The sequence below is a fragment of the [Empedobacter] haloabium genome (genome assembly GCA_008011715.2).
Lineage (GTDB): Bacteria > Pseudomonadota > Gammaproteobacteria > Burkholderiales > Burkholderiaceae_D > Rugamonas > Rugamonas haloabia.
Map to the genome: position 1 here is coordinate 1,227,705 of CP136508.1, position 21,475 is coordinate 1,249,179.

Consider the following 21,475-nt stretch of genomic DNA (forward strand, 5'->3'; position numbering starts at 1 on the left):
GTTGCGGTGGCAAGTGGGACACGTGACCATTGTGGTGGCGATCGTGCGCATCGTTCGCTCATCTTCCTGATTCTTTGCGGCCGCGCTGCCGGCTTAGAATGGACGGCATGAACCGATACCTGCGGGCGCTGGCCGGCGCCGTCCTTCTCCTCCTGTTCTGCGGCGCGTACGGCCAGACGCTGCCCGCCGCCGTCAACACCGATCCGGCTCGCGCGGTCGTCACGCTGCCGGAGCCCGCCAACCCGGCGCTGCCTTCCTTGATATTGATCGGCGACTCCACCGTCCGCAACGGCAAGGACGATGGCCAGGACCTGGGACCGGCCGGGCAATGGGGCTGGGGCCGGCCCATCGCGGACTACTTCGATCCGGCCCGCATCAACGTCGTCAACCGTGCCGTCGGCGGCCTGTCCAGCCGTACCTACCTGACCAGCGGTCACTGGCAGCGCACGCTGGCGTTCGTCAAGCGGGGCGACGTGGTCATCATGCAGTTCGGCCACAACGACGCCAGTCCCGTCAACGACGATCGCCGCGCGCGCGGTACCTTGCGCGGCACCGGAGAGGAAAGCGACACCATCGACAACCTGCTGACGGGGCAGCGCGAGACGGTGCATACCTACGGCTGGTACCTGCGGCGCTTCATCGCCGACATTCGCGCCCGCGGCGCCACGGCCATCGTCTGCTCGCCCGTGCCGTTCAAGCGCTGGGATGCCGACGGCCGCACCCGGCGCGCGCGCGCCGACTATGGCGGCTGGGCGGCGCAGGTGGCGCGCCAGGAACTGGCGGGCTTCATCGACCTGAACGAAGCCGCCGCGGCGCGGTACGACGCGCTCGGTCGCGACGCCGTACTGCGGCTGTTCCCGCAAGTGACGCCGGACGAGACGGTGCACACGAACCTGGCGGGCGCCCGGCTCAACGCCGAGGTCGTGGTGGCCGGCATCCGTGCGCTTGGCGTGCCCTTACTGGTGGGTGCGTTGAACGACAAGGGCCGGGCCATCGTGCCCCTCGACGATGCGCGGCCCGTCGTTACCGGGCCACCGGGTCCGCCGCGGCCGGCCAACGACCTGCCGGCGTTGTTCCTGGTCGGCGATTCGACGGTGAAAAGCGGCGGCAAGGATGGCATGGTGGGCTGGGGCGAGCGGATCGCGCCGTACTTCGACCCGACCAGGGTGAACGTCGTCAACCACGCCATCGGCGGGCGCAGCAGCCGCACGTTCTACACGGAAGGGCGTTGGGCGCGCGTGCTGGAGCAATTGCGGCCGGGCGATGCGGTGCTGATCCAGTTCGGCCACAACGACGGTGGCCGCATCGGCGATCCCGCCATGAAGGGCCGCGCCTCCGGTGCCGGCACGGGACCGGAGACGGTCATGGAGCGCAAGGCCGACGGCAGCGTGGAGGCGGTGCACACCTTCGGCTGGTACATGGCGCGCTACGTGGCCGACGCGCGCGCAAAAGGCGTGACGGTCGTGCTGCTGTCGCCGGTGCCGCATCGCGACCGCTGGCAGGAAGGCCGCGACTTCGCGGAGTTTGCCGCCTGGGACGAGGAGGTGGCGCGTCAGGGCGGGGCGCTGTTTGCCGACCTGACGATAGTGGTGACGGAGGGCTATCGGGCGCTTGGCGCGGCGGTGGTGGATGGGTTCTTTGCCGACGCGCGCACGCATACCAACGATGCCGGGGCGGCGTTCAATGCGCGCCAGGTAGTGCTGGCGCTGCAGGGATTGCCTGGCAGGCCTTTCGAACGCTGGTTGAAGGCGGGCATGTAGCGCTACTGGCTGCTGGCTCTCTTGCACCCAGAAGCGCAGAGCCGGGGTCGGACCCGCCGGGTCCGACCCCAGTCTTCGGTCTCGGGGTGAGGTGCACGAGGCGCCGGGGCTGCGTCAGCAAACTTCGGCGACAGACCCCAGCGGCCCCGCCTCAGCGCGGCCCCTGGTACATGAAGCCGCTGTCGTTGACGCCAAAGCGGTATGTGCGGTTCATCTCGATGACCTCGGCGCCGGCCAGCAGCACGGGACCGTAACCGTGCGCGGCGCGCACGCTGACGGGCCGGTAATAATAGAACGCCGGGTCGAACGCCATGCCGGTGCCGACGCAGGTACCTTCGACTTCACCCTTGGCGTTGACCTTGGCGGCTACCGCGTTCCAGGCCAGGTTGGCCATCGGGCCATACATCTCCTTGTCCAGGTAGCCGCGGTTGACGGCGCGTGCGATGGCGTAGGTGTAGATCGCGCTGGCCGACGTCTCCAGGTAGGAGTCGGGCCGGTCGATCAGCTGGTGCCACAGGCCATCCTTGTCCTGGAAGCTGGCCAGGCCGCGCGCGTGGGCGCGCAACTGGTTGACGACGGCCTGGTAGCCCTTGTGCGTCTTCGGCAGCACTTCCAGCACCTCGACCATTGCCATGATGGCCCAGCCGTTGGCGCGCGCCCAGTGCAGTTCCGGATGGTCCTGCATGCCCTCGACGTAGCCGTGCATGTAGATGCCCAGCTTGGGATTGAACATGCGCTGCGAGAACTGCAGCACCTGGCGCACGGCGTCGTCGTAGTATTTCGTGTTGCCCGTTTCCTTGCCCATCAGCGCGATGGTGGGCACGCCCATGAACATATCGTCCAGCCAGAGCGTATCGGGCAAGGGCCGCATCTTGACGCCGCCCTTGCCATCCGGCCCACCGCGTGCCAGGGTGCCGTCCTTCAGGCGGTATTCCTTGCGCGTGACGAAGGTGGCGCAGATATCGATCATCTGGCCGTAGTCGACCCGTATGCCGGCCTGCTGCGCTTTCAGGAAGCTCATGCACAGGGCGCCCGCGTCGTCCAGCGCGTGCGGGTTCAAGAAGCTCTTGATCGGCGCTTGCGCGTTGGCCGCATCGGCCTTTACGGCGGGATGGTAGAGGCGCGTCAGGTCGGACAGCAGCTGGTGGCGACGAACGGTGTAGTCGGTGTAGCGCCGGTCGCCGGTGGCGGCGCCGGCGGCCAGCATGCCAGCATATGTGACGCCCCACTCGTAGCTGGTCAGGCGAAAGTCGCCCGGTTTCAGCACCGCGTCCGGATCGGCCCGGTCCAGCCGCGCGATCGGCGCGCCGCTGCTCTTGCTGACGAGTTCCGCCGGCGTGCTGGCATCCAGATAGGCCAGCACGCGATCGAGCACCGCCTTGACCTCGGCGGCCTCCATCGCGCGGTAGGGATTGGGATACTGGACGGCCAGCGCATGCAGCATGGCGTCCTTCGGGGCCGGGCCTTTTTCCTGTGGCGGCGGGGCTGCCTGCGCCCGCGCCTGCGGCGGCAGGCAGGCCAGCAGCGTTGCAAGCAAGGTGGCGGCCAGGGTGATCTGCGTCTTGTTCGACTGCTTGTTCTGCGATTGATTCATCTTCGCTACGTCTCCACGGTTATGGCCGCATGCAGGCCATGGCCACAGTAGCTCATCATTCGGCGGTCCGCAATGCACCGCGCGGCGCGGCCGCACATCACTCGTATTGTTGATCGGAGCAGGACCTGGAGGCAGGGTTTGCGCAGCCGATCGAGCGGTCGTGGCGGATCTTCAAGGATGCGTTTCGTCGCCCAGCGGCCGTTCGTTGGTGAAGTTGGGACTGGCCGGTACGGCAAACGCGTCCAGCGGATCGGGCCGGGCCGGATCGAACGTGAAGCCGTCGATCACGTGGGCGGCGGCCGGCACGCCGGCGGCACGCATGCCGGCGACGACGGCCTTGGCCAGCTGGTAGGCGCCGTAGTTGTTGTGGTGCGTGTTGTCCACCTTGCCCGGCGCCGGCTGCGCGAACGCGGCCTTCGAGCCCTCCGGTCCCAGCGCCTCGTACAACGGCTTGCTGGCCGCGTTCAGGTCGATGAACGGCACGCCCAGCTCACGCGCGGCTTGCGCGGCCGCGGCGGCATAGTCGGCCAGCGAGCCAACCACCTTGCCGTCCGCATCGAAGGCACGCCGCTCCATCGGCGACAGCACGACGGGCACGCCGCCGCGCGCGCGGATGGCCTCGACGTGGACGCGCAATTCCGCCCTGTAGGTGGCAGGGCTGCCGCTGCCCTGTTTGAGCTGCTTCTGGTCGTTGTGGCCGAACTGCAGCAGTACCGTGTCGCCGGGGCGCAGCAGGCCGACGATCTTGTCGAGCCGGCGCCGCGCCAGCGCGTCGCGGTAGGTCTCGCCCGACTCGCCATGGTTGGCCACCGCGATGCTGGGCTGGAAGAAGCGCGGCAGCATCTGCCCCCAGCTGGCGTATGGCTCTTGCGGCTGGTCGCAGACGGTGGAATCGCCCAGCAGGTAGACGGTCGGCACACGCGCAGGCCTGACTTCGATGGTCCGCACGGGACCGTGTACTTCCAGCGTCAGGCGGGTGTCCCAGTTCCAGGCTTCCTGCACCGTCTCGCGCGGCGCCTTCAGATCCACGCTGCCGCCACCGGCGATCCGCGGCGTGCGGGTGTTGACAATGAACGTGCGCGTGACGGTGGCGCCGGCGGGCACGGGCACGCGTTCCAGCATCAGCCGGCGCAACTCCGCCTTGACGGTGGCGCTGGCGGGCTCGCGCACCGGGCCGAACGTGACGGTGACGGCGTGGTTGCCTTCCGGGACGTCGGCGGAGAAGAAAAAAGGTTGCGAGCCCGGTGCGGGGGATGGCTCGAAACCGAAACCGCGGGTGCTGCTGTAAGCCATGCCCGGCCGCACCGCGATGCTGGCGGCGGATGGGGCATCGGTAAAGTCGAAGCGCCAGGTATCGCGCGGCGCGGCCGCGCCGCCGCCTGCGGCTGCGCACAGGGCCGCGAACGTCACGGCACTGCGCGAGGCGGAAAAAATGGTGACTGTCACCGCTTTTTCAGCGCGGGCGGATCGGCGCCGGCATCACCGGCTTCATGCCTTCGCCAAGGTGGAAGCTGGGGTGTGGCGGCTGGTTGTAGCCGGCGTTCTGGCCCGCCACCTGCACGCGGTACTGCGGGTCGTGCATCAGGGTCGGAATGCGGTAGGGCGTCGGCGCGGTCGTCGCGAAGACCAGCAGGGCCGTGTTGTCGGCGCTGCGCAGCACCACTTCCTCGCGCCAGTCGCCCAGCAGGTCGGCCGACAGCACGGGCGTGGCCTTGGTGCCGTTGTTCGAGGCCGCGCCATCCGTGGCGCCTTCCAGGATGCGCTGGAACGCCAGGGTGGCCGGGTCCCACTTGTCGATGCCGGTGCCGTCCAGCGATTCGCGCAGCAGGTCGCCGTCCCACCAGGCGGCGAAGTTGATGCGGTTCGGCCGCGTCGTCGAGATCTGCTGGCCGCTCGCGCTCATCAGGCCACCGACGGAGGCCCAGCATTCCTCGCCCGGGAAGGCCGGGTCGATGTCCATGCAGACGCCGCGGCCCACGTCGCGCCCGTTGCCTGGCACACTCCACAGCAGCTTGCCGGTGGCCGCGTCGTGCATGCCAGCGCCGACGGTGCCGTAGCAACCGGGGCTTTCGTGCACCATGAAGACCTGTTGGCCGTCGCGTGCAGGATCGAGCTTACCCACGTGAAGCGCGTCGCCGTGGCACAGGTTGGTGCTGTACAGCAGGTGGCCGTCGCTGCCGATGGTGGCGGCGCCGTAGACGATGTCGTCGCGGCCGTCGTTGTCCACGTCCGCCACCGAGAACCAGTGCGCGCCTTGGCCGCGCGCCGCGGCGCCCTCGACGTCCGTGTCGAACACCCAGCGGCTGCTCAACACGCCGTCGCGCCAATCCCAGGCCGCCACCACGGCGCGCGTGTAATAGCCGCGCGCGAATACCGCGCTGGGGCGCGAGCCGTCCAGGTAGGCCACGCTGCCGGTGAAGCGGTCGACGCGGTTGCCGTACTTGTCGCCCCAGGCGGCCACGTCACCGCGCGCGGGCAGGTAGTTGGTGGTGGCGAGGGCCTTGCCGGTGCGGCCGTCGAACACGGTCAGGAACTCCGGCCCTGCCAGCACGTAGCCGGCGCTGTTGCGGTGATCCGCCGCCGCGTCGCCAATGACGGTGCCGCGCCCGTCGATAGTGCCGTCGGCCGTCTTCATCATCACTTCGGCGCGGCCATTGCCGTCGAAGTCGTAGGCCAGGAAGGTGGTGTAGTGCGCGCCGGCGCGGATATTGCGGCCCAGGTCGATGCGCCACAGGCGCTTGCCGCTCCATTCGTAGGCGTCGACATAGGTATTGCCGGTGTAGCCGGACTGCGAGTTGTCCTTGGCGTTGGTGGGCTGCCACTTGACGACCAGTTCGTACTTGCCGTCGCCATCGAGATCGGCGGCCGAGCCGTCGTTCAGCTCATAGGTGTAGGCCACGCCATCGGGCGTGACGCCGCCGGCCGGGGCCTGCACGGGAATGCGCAGCACGGCTTGCGGCCAAGTGGCGCCGGCGCTGTCCTTGTCCTTCTCGCTGCCCTTGACGACGGTGCGCACCACGTATTGCGCCGCCGCCGTGCCGGCCGGGTCGACGAGGTTGCTGGCTTCCAGTGGCGCCGCGTTCAGGCGCGCGCCATCGCGGTAGACGTTGTAGCGGGTGTCGGCAGCGTCCGTGCCCAGCACGCGCCAGCCGACAAACACGCCGCCGCCGGTGGCGATGGCGACGACGCCGCGATCGAGTTTTTCCACCTGCTTGCCGGTGTCGGCGGCGGCTGGCTGCAGCAGGGTGGTGGCGAGGAGGACGATGGGGGCCAGGCGCAGCGCAGGCGGGACGGCTCGTGTCATGGGATCACCGGTTCGTGGAAGAAGGCAGTCGAGTATCGACAGCGGCGATGGCAGTGTCAACGGAGCGGCCCCATGTAATCACGTTGATGAGCGTTGCGCGCTCGCCCGCACGGTCCGACACGGCGCCGCCGCCGGCTCGCCGCTTGTGGCACAATCGTCGGAACGGCTGCTTTTCCGGGGCCGCGTCTTCAGACGATGGGCTGCTCGACTGAGGCGTTATTGCAGGTACGAAGGCATTGCGGGACGGCTTGTACGTTGTGGCGATAGCGAAGGGGTGTCAAGTGGCTACCGATGACCAGTTCAGGGCTTGCCGCCGCAGTAATTACGTGCGTGCGGCCTATGTCGAGGCTGCGATCCGCGTCAACGATATGTTCGGTTCCGATCGGGCGTATTGGATACTGATTCGTGAAAGAGTCCCCGCTCCCGTCATCGAACGAATCCTGAAAGGTGGCAAGGAACACGTTCGGTGCAAGGACCGCCGTTACGCGACCCGCGTGGCCGGCACACGCGAACGCGACCGGGACTGCCCCCCTGGCAACGTCCGCTCGGACGAGCTGACCTCGCAACGCATCGAGGTGGCACTGGTGTTCCAGGCGATGCTGGGGACGGACGCGGCGGCACATTACCTGCGCGATGCCGGGATTCCGGTATGGATCACGGCCCGCGTGCTGGGATCGACCAAGCGCCGGCCGTCGCCGGACCTGGTCGAGGCCTGATCCGTGCGCGCCGAGGGCTGCGGCCCACCGCTTGCGCCTGCTTGCCCGGTGCGGCATTGGCGGAGCCGCTGCAGCCGGTTCTACCTGCATATTGCCTGTATAATGTGCGGCCCCGCGTTTCCCGCCCTTCGTCATGACCGCCACTCCCGCTACCCCTGCCACCAAGCCGCGCGGCCGCCGCATCAGCGTCGCCCCCATGATGGACTGGACCGACCGCCACTGCCGCCTGTTCCATCGCCAGATCACCAAGCACACCTGGCTCTACACGGAGATGGTGACGACGGGCGCGCTGGTGTACGGCGACGTCGAGCGCCACCTGCGCTTCAACGACGAGGAGCACCCGGTCGCGCTGCAGCTGGGCGGCAGCGACCCGCACGACCTGGCCGTCAGCGCGCGCCTGGGCGAGAAGTGGGGCTATGACGAGATCAACCTCAACTGCGGCTGCCCGTCCGAGCGGGTGCAGAAGGGCGCGTTCGGCGCCTGCCTGATGGCCGAGCCGGAACTGGTGCGCGACTGCGTCAAGGCGATGCGCGACGCCGTCAGCATCGACGTCACCGTCAAGCACCGCATCGGCATCAACGAGACGGAAAGCTACGACTTCGTGCGCGACTTCGTCGGGCAGGTTGCCGATGCCGGCTGCCGCACGTTCATCGTCCATGCCCGCAATGCCATCCTGAAGGGCCTGTCGCCCAAGGAGAATCGCGAGATCCCGCCGCTCAAGTACGAGTATGCGTATCGCCTGAAACGCGACTTCCCGGAGTTCGAGATCCTGATCAACGGCGGCATCAAGACGGAGGCGGAGATCGACGAGCACCTGCGCCACGTCGATGGCGTGATGCTGGGACGCGAGGCATACCACAATCCCTACCTGATGGCGACGTTCGACCGGCGCTACTACGGCGACGACGCGCCCGTGAAGTCGCGCGAGGAAGTCCTGCGCGCGATGATGCCGTACATCGCGGCCCAGCTGGCACAGGAGGGCGGCCGTGGCCTGAAACTGAACACGATCACACGCCACATGCTTGGCCTGATGCAGGGTTTGCCGGGCGCAAAGAACTTCCGCCAGACTTTGTCCGATTCGAAAAAGCTGGCGTCCGGTGACCCGGCGCTGCTGCTCGACGCGATTCCGCGCGGGCTCTGAGCGGTACCTCTTCTTCCAGAAATCCGTAAGGGATCAGGTGCCTGAAGCCGAGCGCGCGCTCGACTTCAGGCGCCTGTCCGAGCGACCTCATGCGCTACGGCGTGTCTGTTTTTCCACAAAGAATCAAATTTGCTTAGTTCTTAGGCAATATTTCCTTGCCCCTTGGCAACCTCGCCAACTATAATTTCCGCAGAGACATAACTTTCACCGTTAACAATACGGTGAAAAGGGATGAAAAACGACAACTTCTCGGCGTTTCGCTCCGCTTGTTTTGCATTCGCAGTCAATGTTTGTTACTGTCATTACTTGCGTGACAGCAATGATTAGTGAGTTGCATCAACGTCAAGCACTCTTGGGCAGTCGATAACAACCGTCATTTTTACGAAGAGCCGAAATGAATTTAAGCAAAATGAAAGTAGGGACCCGCCTTGGTCTCGGGTTCGCACTGGTGCTGCTGTTCCTGGTCGTGGTCACCGTGGTCGGCATCTTCCGCATGGCACAGATCCAGGACCGCCTGGATCACGTCGTCAGCGTCAACAACGTTGTGACCCGCCTGGTCGTCGATATGCGTCATAACGTGCAGGACCGTATCGGTTCGCTGCGCGTGCTGACCCTGATGTCCGACCCGGCCGATATGGAGCCGGAGTTCACCCGCCTGAAAGAGCAGACCGCGAAGTACGAAACCGCGCTGAAGAAGCTGGAAGCGCAGTTCGCCATCGAAGCGCTGCCGGAAGAGAAGAAGCTGCTGGCGCAGATCAAGGAACATGAAGCCGTCGCGATGCCGGCCATCGAGCGCGCCTCCGCGCTGTGGCTGGCCAACGACGCCATGGGCGCCACCAAGATCCTGATCAAGGAAATCAAGCCGGCCCAGAAGAAGTGGATGGACGCGCTGGACCAACTGGGTGCCTTCGAGGACAAGCTGAACAACCAGGTCAAGATCGACGCGGCCGAAGGCTTCAACAGCGCGCGCACCTTCATGATCGGCATGGGCGTGCTGGCCGTGCTGATCTCGCTGTCCGCGGCCTGGGCCATCACCCGCGGCCTGCTCAAGCAGCTGGGCGGCGAGCCGGAATACACGGCGGCCATCGCCGGCAGCATCGCCAACGGCGACCTGTCGATCGCGATCGACACCTCGTCCACCGACAAGGGCAGCCTCCTGGTCGAGATGAAGGAAATGCGCGACAGCCTGGTGGGCATCGTCGGCCAGGTGCGCGTGGGCACCGAGACGATCGGCACCGCCTCGCGTGAAATCGCCGCCGGCAATATCGATCTGTCGTCCCGTACCGAAATGCAGGCGTCGTCGCTGGAGAAGACCGCGTCGGCGATGGAAGAGCTGACGTCGACCGTCAAGCAGAACGCCGACAACGCCCGGGAAGCGAACCAGCTGGCCGCCAGCGCCTCCGACGTGGCCCGCAAGGGCGGCGCCGTGGTGTCGCAGGTGGTCGACACGATGAGCTCGATCAACGAGTCCGCCAACAAGATCGTCGACATCATCGGCGTGATCGACGGCATCGCGTTCCAGACCAACATCCTGGCACTGAACGCCGCCGTCGAGGCGGCCCGTGCCGGCGAACAGGGCCGCGGCTTCGCCGTGGTGGCATCGGAAGTGCGCAACCTGGCCCAGCGTTCCGCTGGCGCCGCCAAGGAAATCAAGGCGCTGATCGGCGACTCCGTCGAGAAGGTCGAGCGCGGTTCGAAGCTGGTCGGCCAGGCCGGCGTGACGATGGACGAAGTGGTCGCCTCGGTGCGCCGCGTGACGGACATCATGAGCGAGATCGCCAATGCCAGCCAGGAGCAGAGCGCCGGCATCGAGCAGGTCAACCAGTCGATCATCGAGATGGACAGCATGACCCAGCAGAACGCCGCCCTGGTGGAAGAAGCCGCCGCCGCCGCGCAAAGCCTGCAGGACCAGGCCGCCGAACTGGCCCGCGTCGTCAGCATCTTCAAGCTGGAAGCGGGCGAGGAGCGTGCCGTGCTGGCCGCCACTTCCGCCGTGCCGGGCAAGCAGGTCGCGCTGGTCAAGCCGGCCGCGAAGGCGCCGAAGGCACCGGTGAAGGCCGTGGCGGCGCAAGCGCCGGCCAAGCCGAAGAAGGTCGTGGCCGCCGCCACCTCCGGCGCGGACGAGTGGGAAGAATTCTAAGCCTGACCGGCCGCGGCGCGGCCGTCGCAAAACCTTAACACGATAAGTTGGAAAGAAAAATGAACAAGCGTTTCATCGGTTTTATCGCAGCAACCTTCGTCTCCGGCGCCGTCGTGGCATCGGAAGTCCCAGCCTCCGTCGATGCGCGCAAGTGCAAGGCGGAGTACCCGAAAGCTTCCCTGCTGAACGAAGAGCAAGGCGCCGTCTCGATGGCGTTCCTGGTCTCGCCGGCCGGTGACGTGCTGGATTCGAAGGTCGAAAAATCGAGCGGCTACAAGAACCTGGACAAGGCGGCGCTGAAGGCGCTGGCCGCGTGCAAGTTCAAGCCGGGTACCAAAGACGGCGTCGTGGCGCAGACCTGGACCAAGGTCGACTACGTGTGGTCTCTGTAATCAATCGATTTATCAATTTACTGGGGAGAATCTGATGTTCACGAACAAGCGTGTAATGAGTGTGGTGGCTGCGGTGCTGGTATCGGGTGCCGCGTTGGGTGCCGAAGTGCCGGCGTCGTTCGATGCGAAAAACTGCAAGGCCGAGTATCCGAAGGCCTCGCTGATGAACGAAGAGCAGGGCACCGTGTCGATGTCGTTCCTGGTCTCCGCTTCCGGCGACGTGAAGGATTCCAAGGTCGAGAAGTCGAGCGGCTTCAAGAACCTGGACAAGGCAGCCATCAAGTCCCTGTCGGCCTGCAAGTTCAAGCCGGGCTCGAAGGACGGCGCGCCGGCCGAAACCTGGACCAAGGTCGACTACGCCTGGAAACTGGACTGATTCGTCGTCGTCCCCGCAAAAAAGCCGGCTCTTCTGGGCCGGTTTTTTTATGGGCGGTGCGCGCCGGGCGCCGTCCCCTGTTTGTCGTCGCGGACATCTGTTAATCTGCTGGTATCGCTTGCATTGTTTCCACTCATGAAATACCTGCATTCCCTACCGCTGTCGCTGTCCGTGTCCACCCTGGTGCTGTCGACGCTGTCCGGCTGCGGCATGATGCGCAATGCGCACGATCCGGCGCGTGACAAGCTGACCGTTTCCGTCGTCAATGCGATGACCTGGACCAATCCGCTGTCGGGCAAGCGCGACGGCATACGGACCGCCTGGCCGCTGGCGCAGCTGGCCAATCACGAGGAAATCTTCCCGCTGGCGCAGATCAAGCACTGCGACGGCGCCCAGTTGCCGTGCAAGTGGGGCGTGCTGAGCGCTTCGCGCAGCATCACGCGTTACGAGTACATCGCCGGCGCCGTCACGCTCGACCTGGGCCTGCTGGTGGATGTGCACCGGCGCCAGCAGGACCGCCGCCGTAACTTCCATACGTCGATGGCGATTCCCGCCGATGTGGCGGCGCTGACCTACCGCAAGACCGCCCAGGAAGGCGTCGTGCTGCCATACGGGAAGGTCTACCGGGTCGAGATGGAATACGGCCTGCGCTACGAGATCTGCGCGCAACGTGTGGATGCCAGCGGCCGTGCGCTGGATAAGTGCGATATCCCGTATATTTAGTCGCCGGAGACGTGGGTCTCCAGAGCAAACGGGAGAGTTCAGATGGCGCAGTCGAAATCGTCGGGCAGTCAGAACAAGCAGTCGGCCACGCAGGCGGAGCAGGAGTCGACCCCTTCCAACAAGAAAGCCAAGAGCGGCAAGGAAGCGGCCAGCCACACCAAGGCCGGCAGCGACAAGGGCGCAGGCGGCGGCAAGAAGCAGGCGCGTCATCATTGATGACGCCAGGGCCGGGCCAGCCCGGCCCGCCGCCTTGTATGCTGTTGTTCTGTGCTGTAACGATGTGTAAAACCGCGGCAGCGCCACGCAATTTTCCCTATCATGTTTGATCGGGAAGGAGATTTGCGATGAAAACTTTATTTGTGGTCCCTGCGATGGCGGCCTTGCTGGCGGGCTGTGCCGTGCCCGGACCGTACTATGCCGCGCAGCCAGCCGATCCATACCAGTGGCGCACCGTTTCGGTAACGCCCGTACCGCTGGGCACCGGCGCCCGCGCACCCGCTGGCGGCGAATATACGTCGCGTCCCGTGCCCACGACGACCTATGTGCAGCAGCCGGTCTACGTGCCGACGCCTGTGTATGCACCTGCCCCGGTGTATGCGCCGGCACCGCTGTACGCGGCGCCGCCGGCATATTATTGGCCGCCGGTGTCGATCGGACTGGATTTCGTGTTCAGCCGGCACAGCCACCGTGGTGGCTGGGGTGGCCGTGGCTGGGGGCGCGGCAGGCGTTGATGGCAAAGGGGCCGAACGGCCCCGCCTCGTTAATGCAGCAGGAAGAACGTCGCCTCGGTCAGCAGGTCGGCAGAGCACAGCAGGTAAGTCGAGGTGCCGACGAACCCCAGCACAATCGAGCTCAGCGTAAGTGGAAGGTGGCGTAACATGATGTGCTCCTGATGACCGTCGCGTTGGGTTGGTGATGGTGTCATCTTAAGCAACGCTTAAGGAGCGGTCATCGGCAAAAGGTGCGAGCAGTTGTAGGAATAATGCTCGCCGCGATGCGCAGGCAATCCGGCCTGCGTTTTTTTTGCCGGAACGGGAAGATGGCCGGGCACGGCGCCCGGCCGTCGGGATTACTTGCGGCCGAACGTGATCACGGCCGATTCCGGTGCCGTGTCCAGCGCATTCGAGATCGTCAGCCAATGCGTCAGCCGCTCCGGATGGCGCAGCGTGATGCCGACGCCGTCGATATAACCGATCAGCTCGAGCGTGCGCGCATCCATCTTTGCCTTCGACACCGTCGGCGCCAGCGCGATCAGGCGGTCATACGCCTTGCGGATCTTGTTTTCCCACTTGTGCAGGCTGGTCTCGTCGAAACGGTTGGCCTCGAAATAAACGGTCAGCGAGCCGTCCGGATTGCCGAAGCCGACGATGCCCGCGCCCTTGCGGATCGTGGTGGAGGCGCCCAGGTCGAACGCTTCGGTGGGAACGAACACGCCTGCGCGCCCGCCGAAATTGGGGTGGCCGACCGGGGTGTCCTTGCTGTAGGTGCTGAGTTCCTTGACTGGAGTATCTTCTGCCATGATAGGTTGCGGTTGCAAAGATCGATGTCTTTATTTTAGCGCTAAATTAGTTCCATGTGGAAATAATCGCACACTCTGCAGCTGAAAATGTCGACATGTCGCAACTTCATGGCGCGGTGCGCCGCGCTCGATCGTCGATCGCCTCGAGGCTCTCCTGCATGCGGCCTCCAGGGAGGGCGTCAAGCTTAAGTAAACGTGCGCCGGTGTTCAAGGCCGCCAAAACAAAAAGCCCCGTGCGGACACGGGGCTTTTCATCGAATTCGGTGGGGTGGCTGATGGGGCTCGAACCCACGACAACAGGAATCACAATCCTGGACTCTACCAACTGAGCTACAGCCACCACTGAACTACTTCTCTGTTTCTGCAACACCTTCTGCATGACAGAGGCCGCATTATACATAGCCGATTTGCTTCTGGCAAATCTAAATGCATGTTTCTCAAAAAATGGGGACAGACCCCATTTTTCAGGCAACTTCCACGGCTTCGACGTGCGGCGCCAGCCCCAGCAAACCCTGGAAGGCGGCGGCCAGCACGGCGGCGTCGGCCGTCGTGTAGCCGCGCAGGTGCGCCATGCCGGCGGGGCGCAGCAGGCCCGCGCCTTCCAGCAGGCGCGCCAGTTGGCGCGCCACGGCGTCGCCCGTGTCCACCAGCGTCACGGGCCCGTTGGCACGTGTGCTCACGATCTGGCGGATGGCGTCCTCGACGAACGGGTAGTGCGTGCAGCCCAGCACCAGCGTGTCCGCGCCTTGTTCCAGCAGCGGCACCACGTACTTTTCCAGCATGGCGACAGTGCCCGCGGAGCCCAGCTCGCCCAGCTCGATCTGATCGACCAGGCCGATGCAGGGCTGCAGCAGGAACTGCGCGCCCGTGCCAGCGGCGATCTGGTCGCGCAACTGCAGGAACTTTTCGCCGCGCAGCGTGCGGTCCGTCGCCAGTACGCCCACCTTGCCGGACTGCGTGACGGCGGCCGCGGGCTTCAGGCCCGGCTCGACGCCGACGATGGGCATGCCGGGCCACTGTGCGCGGATGGCCTTGATGGCGGCCACCGTCGCTGTGTTGCAGGCGACGACCAGGGCCTTCGCACCCTGGTCGAACAGGAAGCGCGCCACCGCCAGCGAACGGGCGATGAGCCATTCCTCGCTGCGGCCGCCGTACGGCGCAAAGCCGGAGTCGGCGAAGTACAGCAGGTGCTCGTGCGGCAGCTGCGCGTGGATATGGCGCAGTACCGACAGCCCGCCGACGCCGGAATCGAAGATGCCGATCGGCGCGTCAAACGGGGCGTTGGCGACGGGCTGGGTCATGGCTGCCTCAGGCCGGGACGGCGTTCTTCAGCGACTCGATCTTGACCGACCATTCCTTCGGGCCGGTCTGGTGCACCGAGGTGCCGGTCGAATCGACGGCCACGGTGACCGGCATGTCGACCACGTCGAACTCGTAGATCGCTTCCATGCCCAGGTCTTCGAAGCCGACCACCTTGGCGTGCTTGATCGCCTTCGACACCAGGTAGGCGGCGCCGCCAACGGCCATCAGGTAGGCCGACTTGTGCTTCTGGATCGATTCGATGGCGGTCGGGCCGCGTTCGGCCTTGCCCACCATCGAGATCAGGCCGGTTTTTTCCAGCATCATGTCGGTGAACTTGTCCATGCGCGTGGCCGTGGTCGGACCGGCCGGGCCCACCACCTCGTCGCCGACCGGATCGACCGGGCCCACGTAGTAGATCACGCGGTTGGTGAAGTCCACCGGCAGCGGCTCGCCCTTGGCCAGCATGTCTTGGATGCGCTTGTGCGCGGCATCGCGGCCCGTCAGCATCTTGCCGTTCAGGAGCAGGGTCTGGCCCGGCGTCCACGATGCCACTTCTTCCTTCGTCAGCGTGTTCAGGTCGACGCGCTTGGACTTCTCCGTGTCCGGCGCCCAGCTGACGCTCGGCCAGTCCGACAGCTTCGGCGGCTCGATATAGGCCGGGCCGGAGCCGTCCAGCACGAAATGCGCGTGGCGCGTGGCGGCGCAGTTCGGGATCATCGCGACCGGCTTGGACGCCGCGTGGGTCGGGTACATATTGATCTTCACGTCCAGCACCGTCGTCAGGCCGCCCAGGCCCTGGGCGCCGATGCCCAGCGCGTTGATCTTGTCGCACAGTTCGATGCGCAGTTCTTCCAGCTTGTTTTGCGGGCCGCGCTGCTTCAGTTCATACATGTCGATGTCTTCCATCAGCGACTCCTTCGCCAGCAGCATGGCCTTCTCGGCGCTGCCGCCGATGCCGATGCCCAGCATGCCGGGCGGGCACCAGCCGGCGCCCATCAGCGGCACGGTCTTCAGCACCCAGTCCACCAGCGAGTCGGAAGGATTCAACATGACGAACTTGGTCTTGTTCTCGGAGCCGCCGCCCTTGGCCGCCACGGCCACTTCGACGGTATTGCCCTCGACCAGTTCCATGTGCACCACGGCTGGCGTGTTGTCCTTGGTGTTTTTGCGCTCGAAGTGCGGGTCCGCCACGATCGACGCGCGCAGCTTGTTGTCCGCGAAGTTGTAGGCGCGGCGCACGCCTTCGTTGACGGCATCCGTCACGGTGCCCTTGAAGCCTTCGAAGCGCACGCCCATGCCGATCTTCAGGAAGACGTTGACCATGCCGGTGTCCTGGCAGATCGGGCGCTTGCCTTCCGCGCACATGCGCGAGTTGGTCAGGATCTGCGCGATCGCGTCCTTGGCGGCCGGGCTCTGTTCCGCTTCATAGGCGCGGGCCAGGTGCTGGATATAGTCGGCCGGGTGGTAGTAGCTGATGTATTGCAGCGCTGCCGCCACGGATTCGATCAGGTCGTCTTGCTTGATGATGGTCATGTTAAAAGCTCACTAGCGTTTGGCTGGATTAATGCTGCTTGGTTGCTTGGTGCGTCAGGGTGGTCAGTCGGTCGGTGTAGGCGATCGCCATGGCCGATACGAGGAAAGCAACATGGATGCCGGTCTGCGCGAGCAGGGTACGGCCGTCATACACCTGGGCGTTGATGAAGGTCTTCAGCAGGTGGATCGACGAGATGCCGATGATGGCCGTGGCCAGCTTCGTCTTCAGCACGGAGGCGTTCACGTGCGACAGCCATTCCGGCTGGTCCGGGTGGCCTTCCAGGTCCATGCGCGAGACGAAGGTCTCGTAGCCGCCCACGATCACCATGATCAACAGGTTCGAGATCATGACGACGTCGATCAGGCCCAGCACCACCAGCATGATGGTGGTTTCATTCAGCTTGGTTGGCATCGCCGCCCCAGGCACCGCGACTGCCTGCAAGATGTGCTGCAGCGCGGCCTCGTTGCCCAGCGCGGCGCCGATCAGGTCCTTCAGCTCGACCCAGAAGTGGAACACGTAGACGCACTGCGCCAGGATCAGGCCAATGTACAGCGGCAGCTGCAGCCAGCGCGACATGAAAATGAAGGCGGGCAGGGGCCTGAGGCGGTGCGGCTGCTTCGGGTCGGTCATCGTGTTGCGTCTCCTCTTGAATGATGCGGACAAAAACACCCGACATTCTACACCGGTCGTATCGCTGCCGCAGCGGCCCAGCGGTACTTCCGCGGCCCCATGCAACACGGCCGTCGATTGTGAGTAGAATGACAGGATTGCCATTTGCCGCCCGGTGTGGCACCCGGCTGTAAGGACGCTGTAAGCGCGGCGCCTTACTGTCTTGGCAAACCAATACCATGATGGAGACAAGCATGAGCGCTACCGCAGCACAGCAGGGTATCGAACAACAAGGTCCGGCCGAATCGCGCGTGTTCGCGCCACCGGCACCGTTCGCGGCCAAGGCCGCCGTTGCCGGCATGGAGGCCTACCAGGCCCTGTGCGACGAGGCCGCGCGCGACTACGAAGGCTTTTGGGCGCGCCTGGCGCGCGAACACGTCGAATGGCAGACGCCGTTCACCCGCACGCTGAACGAAAGCGAAGCGCCGTTCTACAAATGGTTCGAAGACGGCAAGCTGAACGCGTCGTACAACTGCCTGGACCGCAACCTCGCCAACGGCAACGCCGACAAGACCGCCGTCATCTTCGAAGCCGACGACGGCGCCGTCACCCGCGTGACGTATAAGGAGCTGCACGAGAAGGTGTGCAAGTTCGCCAACGGCCTGAAGTCGCTCGGCATCAAGAAGGGCGACCGCGTCGTCATCTACATGTCGATGTCGGTCGAGGGCGTCGCCGCCATGCAGGCCTGCGCGCGCATCGGCGCCACCCACTCCGTCGTGTTCGGCGGCTTCTCGGCCAAGAGCCTGCAGGAGCGCATCATCGACGCGGGTGCGGTGGCCGTCATCACGGCCGACGAGCAGCTACGCGGCGGCAAGCAGCTGCCGTTGAAGGCCATCGTCGACGAGGCGCTGGGCATGGGCGGCTGCGATACCATCAAAAACGTCGTCGTCTACAAGCGCACCGGCGGCAACGTCAACTTCGTGCCGGGGCGCGACCTGTGGCTGTCCGAGCTCGTTGACGGCCAGAGCGCGGACTGCGAGCCGGAGTGGGTGGAGGCCGAGCATCCGCTGTTCATCCTGTACACGTCCGGCTCGACCGGCACGCCGAAGGGCGTGCAGCACTCCACCGGCGGCTACCTGCTGTGGGCCGCGCTGACGATGAAGTGGACCTTCGACATCAAGCCGGACGACGTCTACTGGTGCACCGCCGATATCGGCTGGGTCACGGGCCACACCTACATCGCCTACGGCCCGACGGCGGTCGGCGCCACCCAGCTGATCTTCGAAGGCGTGCCGACTTTCCCGCATGCCGGCCGCTTCTGGGAAAACATCGCCAAGCACAAGGTCTCGATCTTCTACACGGCGCCCACCGCGATCCGCTCGCTGATCAAGGCCTCGGATGGAGACGAGAAGGTCCATCCGAAGAACTTCGACCTGTCGTCGCTGCGCCTGTTGGGCACCGTGGGCGAGCCGATCAATCCGGAAGCCTGGATGTGGTACTACCGGAACGTGGGCCAGGAAAAATGCCCGATCGTCGATACGTTCTGGCAGACCGAGACGGGCGGCCACATGATCACGCCGCTGCCGGGCGCGACGCCGATGGTGCCGGGCTCCTGCACCCTGCCGCTGCCGGGCATCATGGCGGCGATCGTCGACGAGGCCGGCGCGGACGTGCCGAACGGCCAGGGCGGCATCCTGGTCGTCAAGCGCCCATGGCCGTCGATGATTCGCACGATCTGGAACAACCCGGAGCGCTTCCGCACGAGCTACTTCCCCGAGGAGCTGGGCGGTAAATACTACCTGGCGGGCGACGGCGCGATCCGCAACAAGGACACCGGCTACTTCACGATCACGGGCCGCATCGACGACGTGCTGAACGTCTCGGGCCACCGCATGGGCACGATGGAGATCGAGTCGGCACTGGTGGCGAACCCGCTGGTGGCGGAGGCGGCGGTGGTCGGCAAGCCGGATGACACGACGGGCGAATCGATCTGCGCCTTCGTCGTCCTGAAGCAAGCCCGCCCGACCGGCGAGGACGCGAAGAAGCTGGCGACGGAGCTGCGCAACTGGGTCGGCAAGGAGATCGGTCCGATCGCCAAGCCGAAGGAGATCCGCTTCGGCGACAACCTGCCCAAGACGCGCTCGGGCAAGATCATGCGCCGCCTGCTGCGCGTGCTGGCCAAGGGCGAAACCATCACGCAGGACGTCTCGACGCTGGAGAATCCGGCCATCCTGGAGCAGCTGAAGGAAACCGCGTAAGGCCTGCCCGTCGCGTTCGAAAAGCCACCTGCGGGTGGCTTTTTGTATTTTTGGCTTGCATTGTCATCGCGCCGTCACGCGCCTGTCATATAACAGTGGCCACCATCACAATATGAGGAGCCACCGCATGCCGTTCGTCCCATCCCTGTCCCGAACCGTCATCGCCGCCGCCGTGTTGGCGCTTGCCGCCAACGCCAATGCCGCGTCGTTCACGATCGCCGGTACGTCGAACACCGCGCAAACGCTCGGTCCTGGCGCCGGCCAGACCGGCACGATCGCCGCCGGCGGCCAGCTGACGGTGGGCGGCTCCACCGTCGCCGTGACGATTTCGGGTGGTAACGCGGTGCTGGGCAACCTGGGCACGATCGACCAGACCGGCTCGGGCCGCGCGGTGCGCGACAACAAGGGCACGACGGGCCTGGTCATCAACAACGGCGCGACGGGCCTGATGCGCACGGCCGACGCGGACGTGATCCAGGTCGGCGGCAACGGCAGCGTCACCTTGCACAACCACGGTTCGCTGTTGTCGCTGAACGCGACGGCCGGCGGCGCGCAGGCGGTCGATTTCTCGTCCATGACGGGTGCGAACATGATCAACAATTACTTCGGTGCCGTGATGACGGCGCACGAGGCGGATGCCGTGCGGCCTGGCGCCAACGGCCTGTTGTCGAACGCGGGCACGATCCAGTCGCTCACAAGCGCCGGCGCCAGCAGTGACGGCATCGACGGCCAGGCCAACTCCGGCATCCGCATCGTGAATGCGGGGTCCGGCCTGGTATCCGGCGGCCGGCACGGCATCACGGCGGAGCAGGCCGACGCCGGCAGCGCGTTCACGCTGCACGTGACGAACGACGCGGGCGGCACCATCCGCGGCACCGGCGGCTCCGGCATCAACGTCGATGGCTTCAATGGCCGCCAGGTCGTCACCATCGTCAATGCCGGTGCCATCTTCGGCAATGGCGTGACCGGTGACGGCGACGGCGTCGACGTGGACGGCCTGGTGGACATCACCAACGCCGGCACGATCCGCTCGTTGAATGCCTTCAGCGCACCGGGTGCCGGTCTCGCGTTCAGCGAGGGCATCTCGGCCGGCGGCGGCCGCATCGTCAACACAGGCATGATCGAGGGCCTGGTCAACGCGGGCAATGGCAACGCGGTCGGGCGGGGCATCACGCTGGCGGGCAACGACATCGCCAGCGGACCGCTGGCCGGCACGCGCGAGGGCTTGTACGGCAACGCCATGATCGTCAACCAGGGCCTGATTCGCGGGCAGGGCGGCAGCGCCATCGTCGCGGTGGGCGCCGCCAGCGGTCACACGGTCACGATCGACAATCGTGCGGGTGGCCGGATCGTTGGCGGTGGCTTGGGCTCGGCCGCGATCCAGGGCGGTGCGGACGGCACGTACATTACCAACGCCGGCACGATCGACGGCGGGGCTGGTGGGCGGGCGATCGCGTTGGGTGGCGCGGTCAACATGGTGACGATCAGCGGCGGCAGCGCTGTCGTGGTCGGCGATATCGATGGTGGCGGCAATGCGGGCAGTGCTCTTGTCATCGACGCCGGTGCCGGTAATGCGTTCGCGTACGGTGGCGCGGTTTCCGGTTTCGGCAGCGTCGTGCTGCGCAGCGGCGTCATGACGCTGGTTGGCGCCAACCGTATCGACGCCAGCAGCGCGCTGGTGCTGGCGGGCGGCACGCTGGACCTGTCCGGCGCACCGGAGCAGACGTTCGCGCGGTTGTCGTTAACGGACAGCTCGACGATCCTGCTGGGTTCGTCGGCATTGACGTTCAATGGTTTGAGCGAAGTGGGTGAGGGCGCTGCGTTGGCGGTGATCGGTTCCGGCGGCACGTTCCGCTTCCTGGGCGACTACGCAGGGAACGCCATGTTTGCCGACCTGATGCGGGTAACGACGGTGGATCACATGGCGGTGACGTACAGCTTCGACGGTTTGTATACCAATGTGCAGGCGGTACCGGAGCCATCGGCGCTGGCGTTGCTGCTTGGCGGTTTCGGCGTGCTGGGCCTGTTCGCACGGCGGCGGGCCCGGGTGGTGTAAGGGCTTCAAGAAGTCTTACGCCAAAAAAACTTGGTACTCAACGGCTATCCT

At 65.7% G+C, this 21,475-nt stretch carries 18 protein-coding genes and 1 tRNA gene; 11 read left to right on the forward strand and 8 right to left on the reverse strand.

Translation table 11 applies throughout. The features are described 5' to 3' along the window. Window positions 1–107: 107 nt before the first annotated feature. Window positions 108–1,760: a rhamnogalacturonan acetylesterase gene (locus E7V67_005350; GenBank protein WUR14533.1), complete on the forward strand. Its 1,653-nt coding sequence runs from the start codon at window positions 108–110 to the stop codon at window positions 1,758–1,760. Window positions 1,761–1,911: 151 nt separating this feature from the next. Here the strand turns inward: E7V67_005350 and E7V67_005355 are convergent, their stop codons facing one another. The 3 genes from E7V67_005355 to E7V67_005365 all read right to left on the reverse strand — a co-directional run bounded on the left by E7V67_005355 (window position 1,912) and on the right by E7V67_005365 (window position 6,658). Beyond that, complete coding sequence (locus E7V67_005355; GenBank protein ID WUR14534.1) at window positions 1,912–3,354, reverse strand: glycoside hydrolase family 88 protein; 1,443 nt, start codon at window positions 3,352–3,354, stop codon at window positions 1,912–1,914. 171 nt (window positions 3,355–3,525) lie between these two features. Further along, entirely contained in the window at window positions 3,526–4,800 is a 1,275-nt protein-coding gene (locus tag E7V67_005360) for a rhamnogalacturonan acetylesterase (GenBank protein WUR14535.1), read from the reverse strand. A gap of 7 nt (window positions 4,801–4,807) precedes the next feature. Next, window positions 4,808–6,658, reverse strand: a complete 1,851-nt coding sequence (locus E7V67_005365; GenBank protein WUR14536.1) for a rhamnogalacturonan lyase — start codon at window positions 6,656–6,658, stop codon at window positions 4,808–4,810. A 281-nt stretch (window positions 6,659–6,939) separates the two neighbouring features. Here E7V67_005365 and E7V67_005370 point away from each other — a divergent pair, with 281 nt between their 5' ends. From E7V67_005370 to E7V67_005405, 8 genes are all read left to right on the forward strand, one after another. Further along, the gene (locus E7V67_005370) at window positions 6,940–7,374 is read left to right on the forward strand and encodes a hypothetical protein (protein WUR14537.1); all 435 of its coding nucleotides are present in this window, start codon (window positions 6,940–6,942) and stop codon (window positions 7,372–7,374) included. Window positions 7,375–7,507: 133 nt separating this feature from the next. Next, window positions 7,508–8,515 carry a tRNA dihydrouridine(20/20a) synthase DusA gene (dusA, locus tag E7V67_005375; GenBank protein ID WUR14538.1) on the forward strand — a complete coding sequence of 336 codons (1,008 nt, stop codon included), beginning with the start codon at window positions 7,508–7,510 and terminating at the stop codon, window positions 8,513–8,515. Between the two features lie 409 nt (window positions 8,516–8,924). Continuing rightward, window positions 8,925–10,655 (forward strand): methyl-accepting chemotaxis protein, encoded by a 1,731-nt coding sequence (locus tag E7V67_005380; protein ID WUR14539.1) that lies wholly within the window; start codon window positions 8,925–8,927, stop codon window positions 10,653–10,655. Between the two features lie 59 nt (window positions 10,656–10,714). After that, window positions 10,715–11,047, forward strand: a complete 333-nt coding sequence (locus E7V67_005385; protein ID WUR14540.1) for a TonB family protein — start codon at window positions 10,715–10,717, stop codon at window positions 11,045–11,047. A 34-nt stretch (window positions 11,048–11,081) separates the two neighbouring features. Further along, window positions 11,082–11,423: an energy transducer TonB gene (locus E7V67_005390; protein WUR14541.1), complete on the forward strand. Its 342-nt coding sequence runs from the start codon at window positions 11,082–11,084 to the stop codon at window positions 11,421–11,423. Window positions 11,424–11,558: 135 nt separating this feature from the next. Beyond that, window positions 11,559–12,146 (forward strand): hypothetical protein, encoded by a 588-nt coding sequence (locus tag E7V67_005395; protein ID WUR14542.1) that lies wholly within the window; start codon window positions 11,559–11,561, stop codon window positions 12,144–12,146. A gap of 42 nt (window positions 12,147–12,188) precedes the next feature. Further along, window positions 12,189–12,362 (forward strand): hypothetical protein, encoded by a 174-nt coding sequence (locus E7V67_005400; protein WUR14543.1) that lies wholly within the window; start codon window positions 12,189–12,191, stop codon window positions 12,360–12,362. Window positions 12,363–12,490: 128 nt separating this feature from the next. After that, window positions 12,491–12,877: a hypothetical protein gene (locus E7V67_005405; GenBank protein ID WUR14544.1), complete on the forward strand. Its 387-nt coding sequence runs from the start codon at window positions 12,491–12,493 to the stop codon at window positions 12,875–12,877. 338 nt (window positions 12,878–13,215) lie between these two features. On the opposite strand, the gene E7V67_005410 is transcribed toward E7V67_005405, so the two are convergent. The 5 genes from E7V67_005410 to E7V67_005430 all read right to left on the reverse strand — a co-directional run bounded on the left by E7V67_005410 (window position 13,216) and on the right by E7V67_005430 (window position 17,131). Further along, the gene (locus tag E7V67_005410; GenBank protein WUR14545.1) at window positions 13,216–13,665 is read right to left on the reverse strand and encodes a hypothetical protein; all 450 of its coding nucleotides are present in this window, start codon (window positions 13,663–13,665) and stop codon (window positions 13,216–13,218) included. A gap of 264 nt (window positions 13,666–13,929) precedes the next feature. Next, window positions 13,930–14,005: transfer RNA gene (locus E7V67_005415), tRNA-His, on the reverse strand. Window positions 14,006–14,129: 124 nt separating this feature from the next. Further along, window positions 14,130–14,966, reverse strand: a complete 837-nt coding sequence (murI, locus tag E7V67_005420; protein ID WUR14546.1) for a glutamate racemase — start codon at window positions 14,964–14,966, stop codon at window positions 14,130–14,132. 7 nt (window positions 14,967–14,973) lie between these two features. Beyond that, entirely contained in the window at window positions 14,974–16,500 is a 1,527-nt protein-coding gene (locus E7V67_005425; GenBank protein WUR14547.1) for a fumarate hydratase, read from the reverse strand. Window positions 16,501–16,528: 28 nt separating this feature from the next. Then, the gene (locus E7V67_005430) at window positions 16,529–17,131 is read right to left on the reverse strand and encodes a YqhA family protein (protein WUR14548.1); all 603 of its coding nucleotides are present in this window, start codon (window positions 17,129–17,131) and stop codon (window positions 16,529–16,531) included. A 233-nt stretch (window positions 17,132–17,364) separates the two neighbouring features. Between E7V67_005430 and acs the strand changes: the two genes are divergently transcribed. Both acs and E7V67_005440 read left to right on the forward strand, forming a co-directional pair. Then, a complete protein-coding gene (gene acs / locus E7V67_005435) occupies window positions 17,365–19,368 on the forward strand; it encodes an acetate--CoA ligase (GenBank protein ID WUR14549.1) in 2,004 nt (667 codons plus the stop codon). Window positions 19,369–19,495: 127 nt separating this feature from the next. Beyond that, window positions 19,496–21,424: a PEP-CTERM sorting domain-containing protein gene (locus tag E7V67_005440; protein WUR14550.1), complete on the forward strand. Its 1,929-nt coding sequence runs from the start codon at window positions 19,496–19,498 to the stop codon at window positions 21,422–21,424. The last annotated feature ends 51 nt before the right edge of the window (window positions 21,425–21,475 follow it).

Excerpts from the sequence above, each read along its gene's own strand:
- E7V67_005350 (WUR14533.1), top strand. The coding sequence starts at position 108 with ATGAACCGATACCTGCGGGCGCTGGCCGGCGCCGTCCTTCTCCTCCTG.
- E7V67_005355 (WUR14534.1), bottom strand. The coding sequence starts at position 3,354 with ATGAATCAATCGCAGAACAAGCAGTCGAACAAGACGCAGATCACCCTG.
- E7V67_005365 (WUR14536.1), bottom strand. The coding sequence starts at position 6,658 with ATGACACGAGCCGTCCCGCCTGCGCTGCGCCTGGCCCCCATCGTCCTC.
- dusA (WUR14538.1), top strand. The coding sequence starts at position 7,508 with ATGACCGCCACTCCCGCTACCCCTGCCACCAAGCCGCGCGGCCGCCGC.
- E7V67_005380 (WUR14539.1), top strand. The coding sequence starts at position 8,925 with ATGAAAGTAGGGACCCGCCTTGGTCTCGGGTTCGCACTGGTGCTGCTG.
- E7V67_005385 (WUR14540.1), top strand. The coding sequence starts at position 10,715 with ATGAACAAGCGTTTCATCGGTTTTATCGCAGCAACCTTCGTCTCCGGC.
- E7V67_005390 (WUR14541.1), top strand. The coding sequence starts at position 11,082 with ATGTTCACGAACAAGCGTGTAATGAGTGTGGTGGCTGCGGTGCTGGTA.
- E7V67_005395 (WUR14542.1), top strand. The coding sequence starts at position 11,559 with ATGAAATACCTGCATTCCCTACCGCTGTCGCTGTCCGTGTCCACCCTG.
- E7V67_005400 (WUR14543.1), top strand. The coding sequence starts at position 12,189 with ATGGCGCAGTCGAAATCGTCGGGCAGTCAGAACAAGCAGTCGGCCACG.
- E7V67_005405 (WUR14544.1), top strand. The coding sequence starts at position 12,491 with ATGAAAACTTTATTTGTGGTCCCTGCGATGGCGGCCTTGCTGGCGGGC.
- E7V67_005410 (WUR14545.1), bottom strand. The coding sequence starts at position 13,665 with ATGGCAGAAGATACTCCAGTCAAGGAACTCAGCACCTACAGCAAGGAC.
- murI (WUR14546.1), bottom strand. The coding sequence starts at position 14,966 with ATGACCCAGCCCGTCGCCAACGCCCCGTTTGACGCGCCGATCGGCATC.
- E7V67_005425 (WUR14547.1), bottom strand. The coding sequence starts at position 16,500 with ATGACCATCATCAAGCAAGACGACCTGATCGAATCCGTGGCGGCAGCG.
- E7V67_005430 (WUR14548.1), bottom strand. The coding sequence starts at position 17,131 with ATGACCGACCCGAAGCAGCCGCACCGCCTCAGGCCCCTGCCCGCCTTC.
- acs (WUR14549.1), top strand. The coding sequence starts at position 17,365 with ATGAGCGCTACCGCAGCACAGCAGGGTATCGAACAACAAGGTCCGGCC.
- E7V67_005440 (WUR14550.1), top strand. The coding sequence starts at position 19,496 with ATGCCGTTCGTCCCATCCCTGTCCCGAACCGTCATCGCCGCCGCCGTG.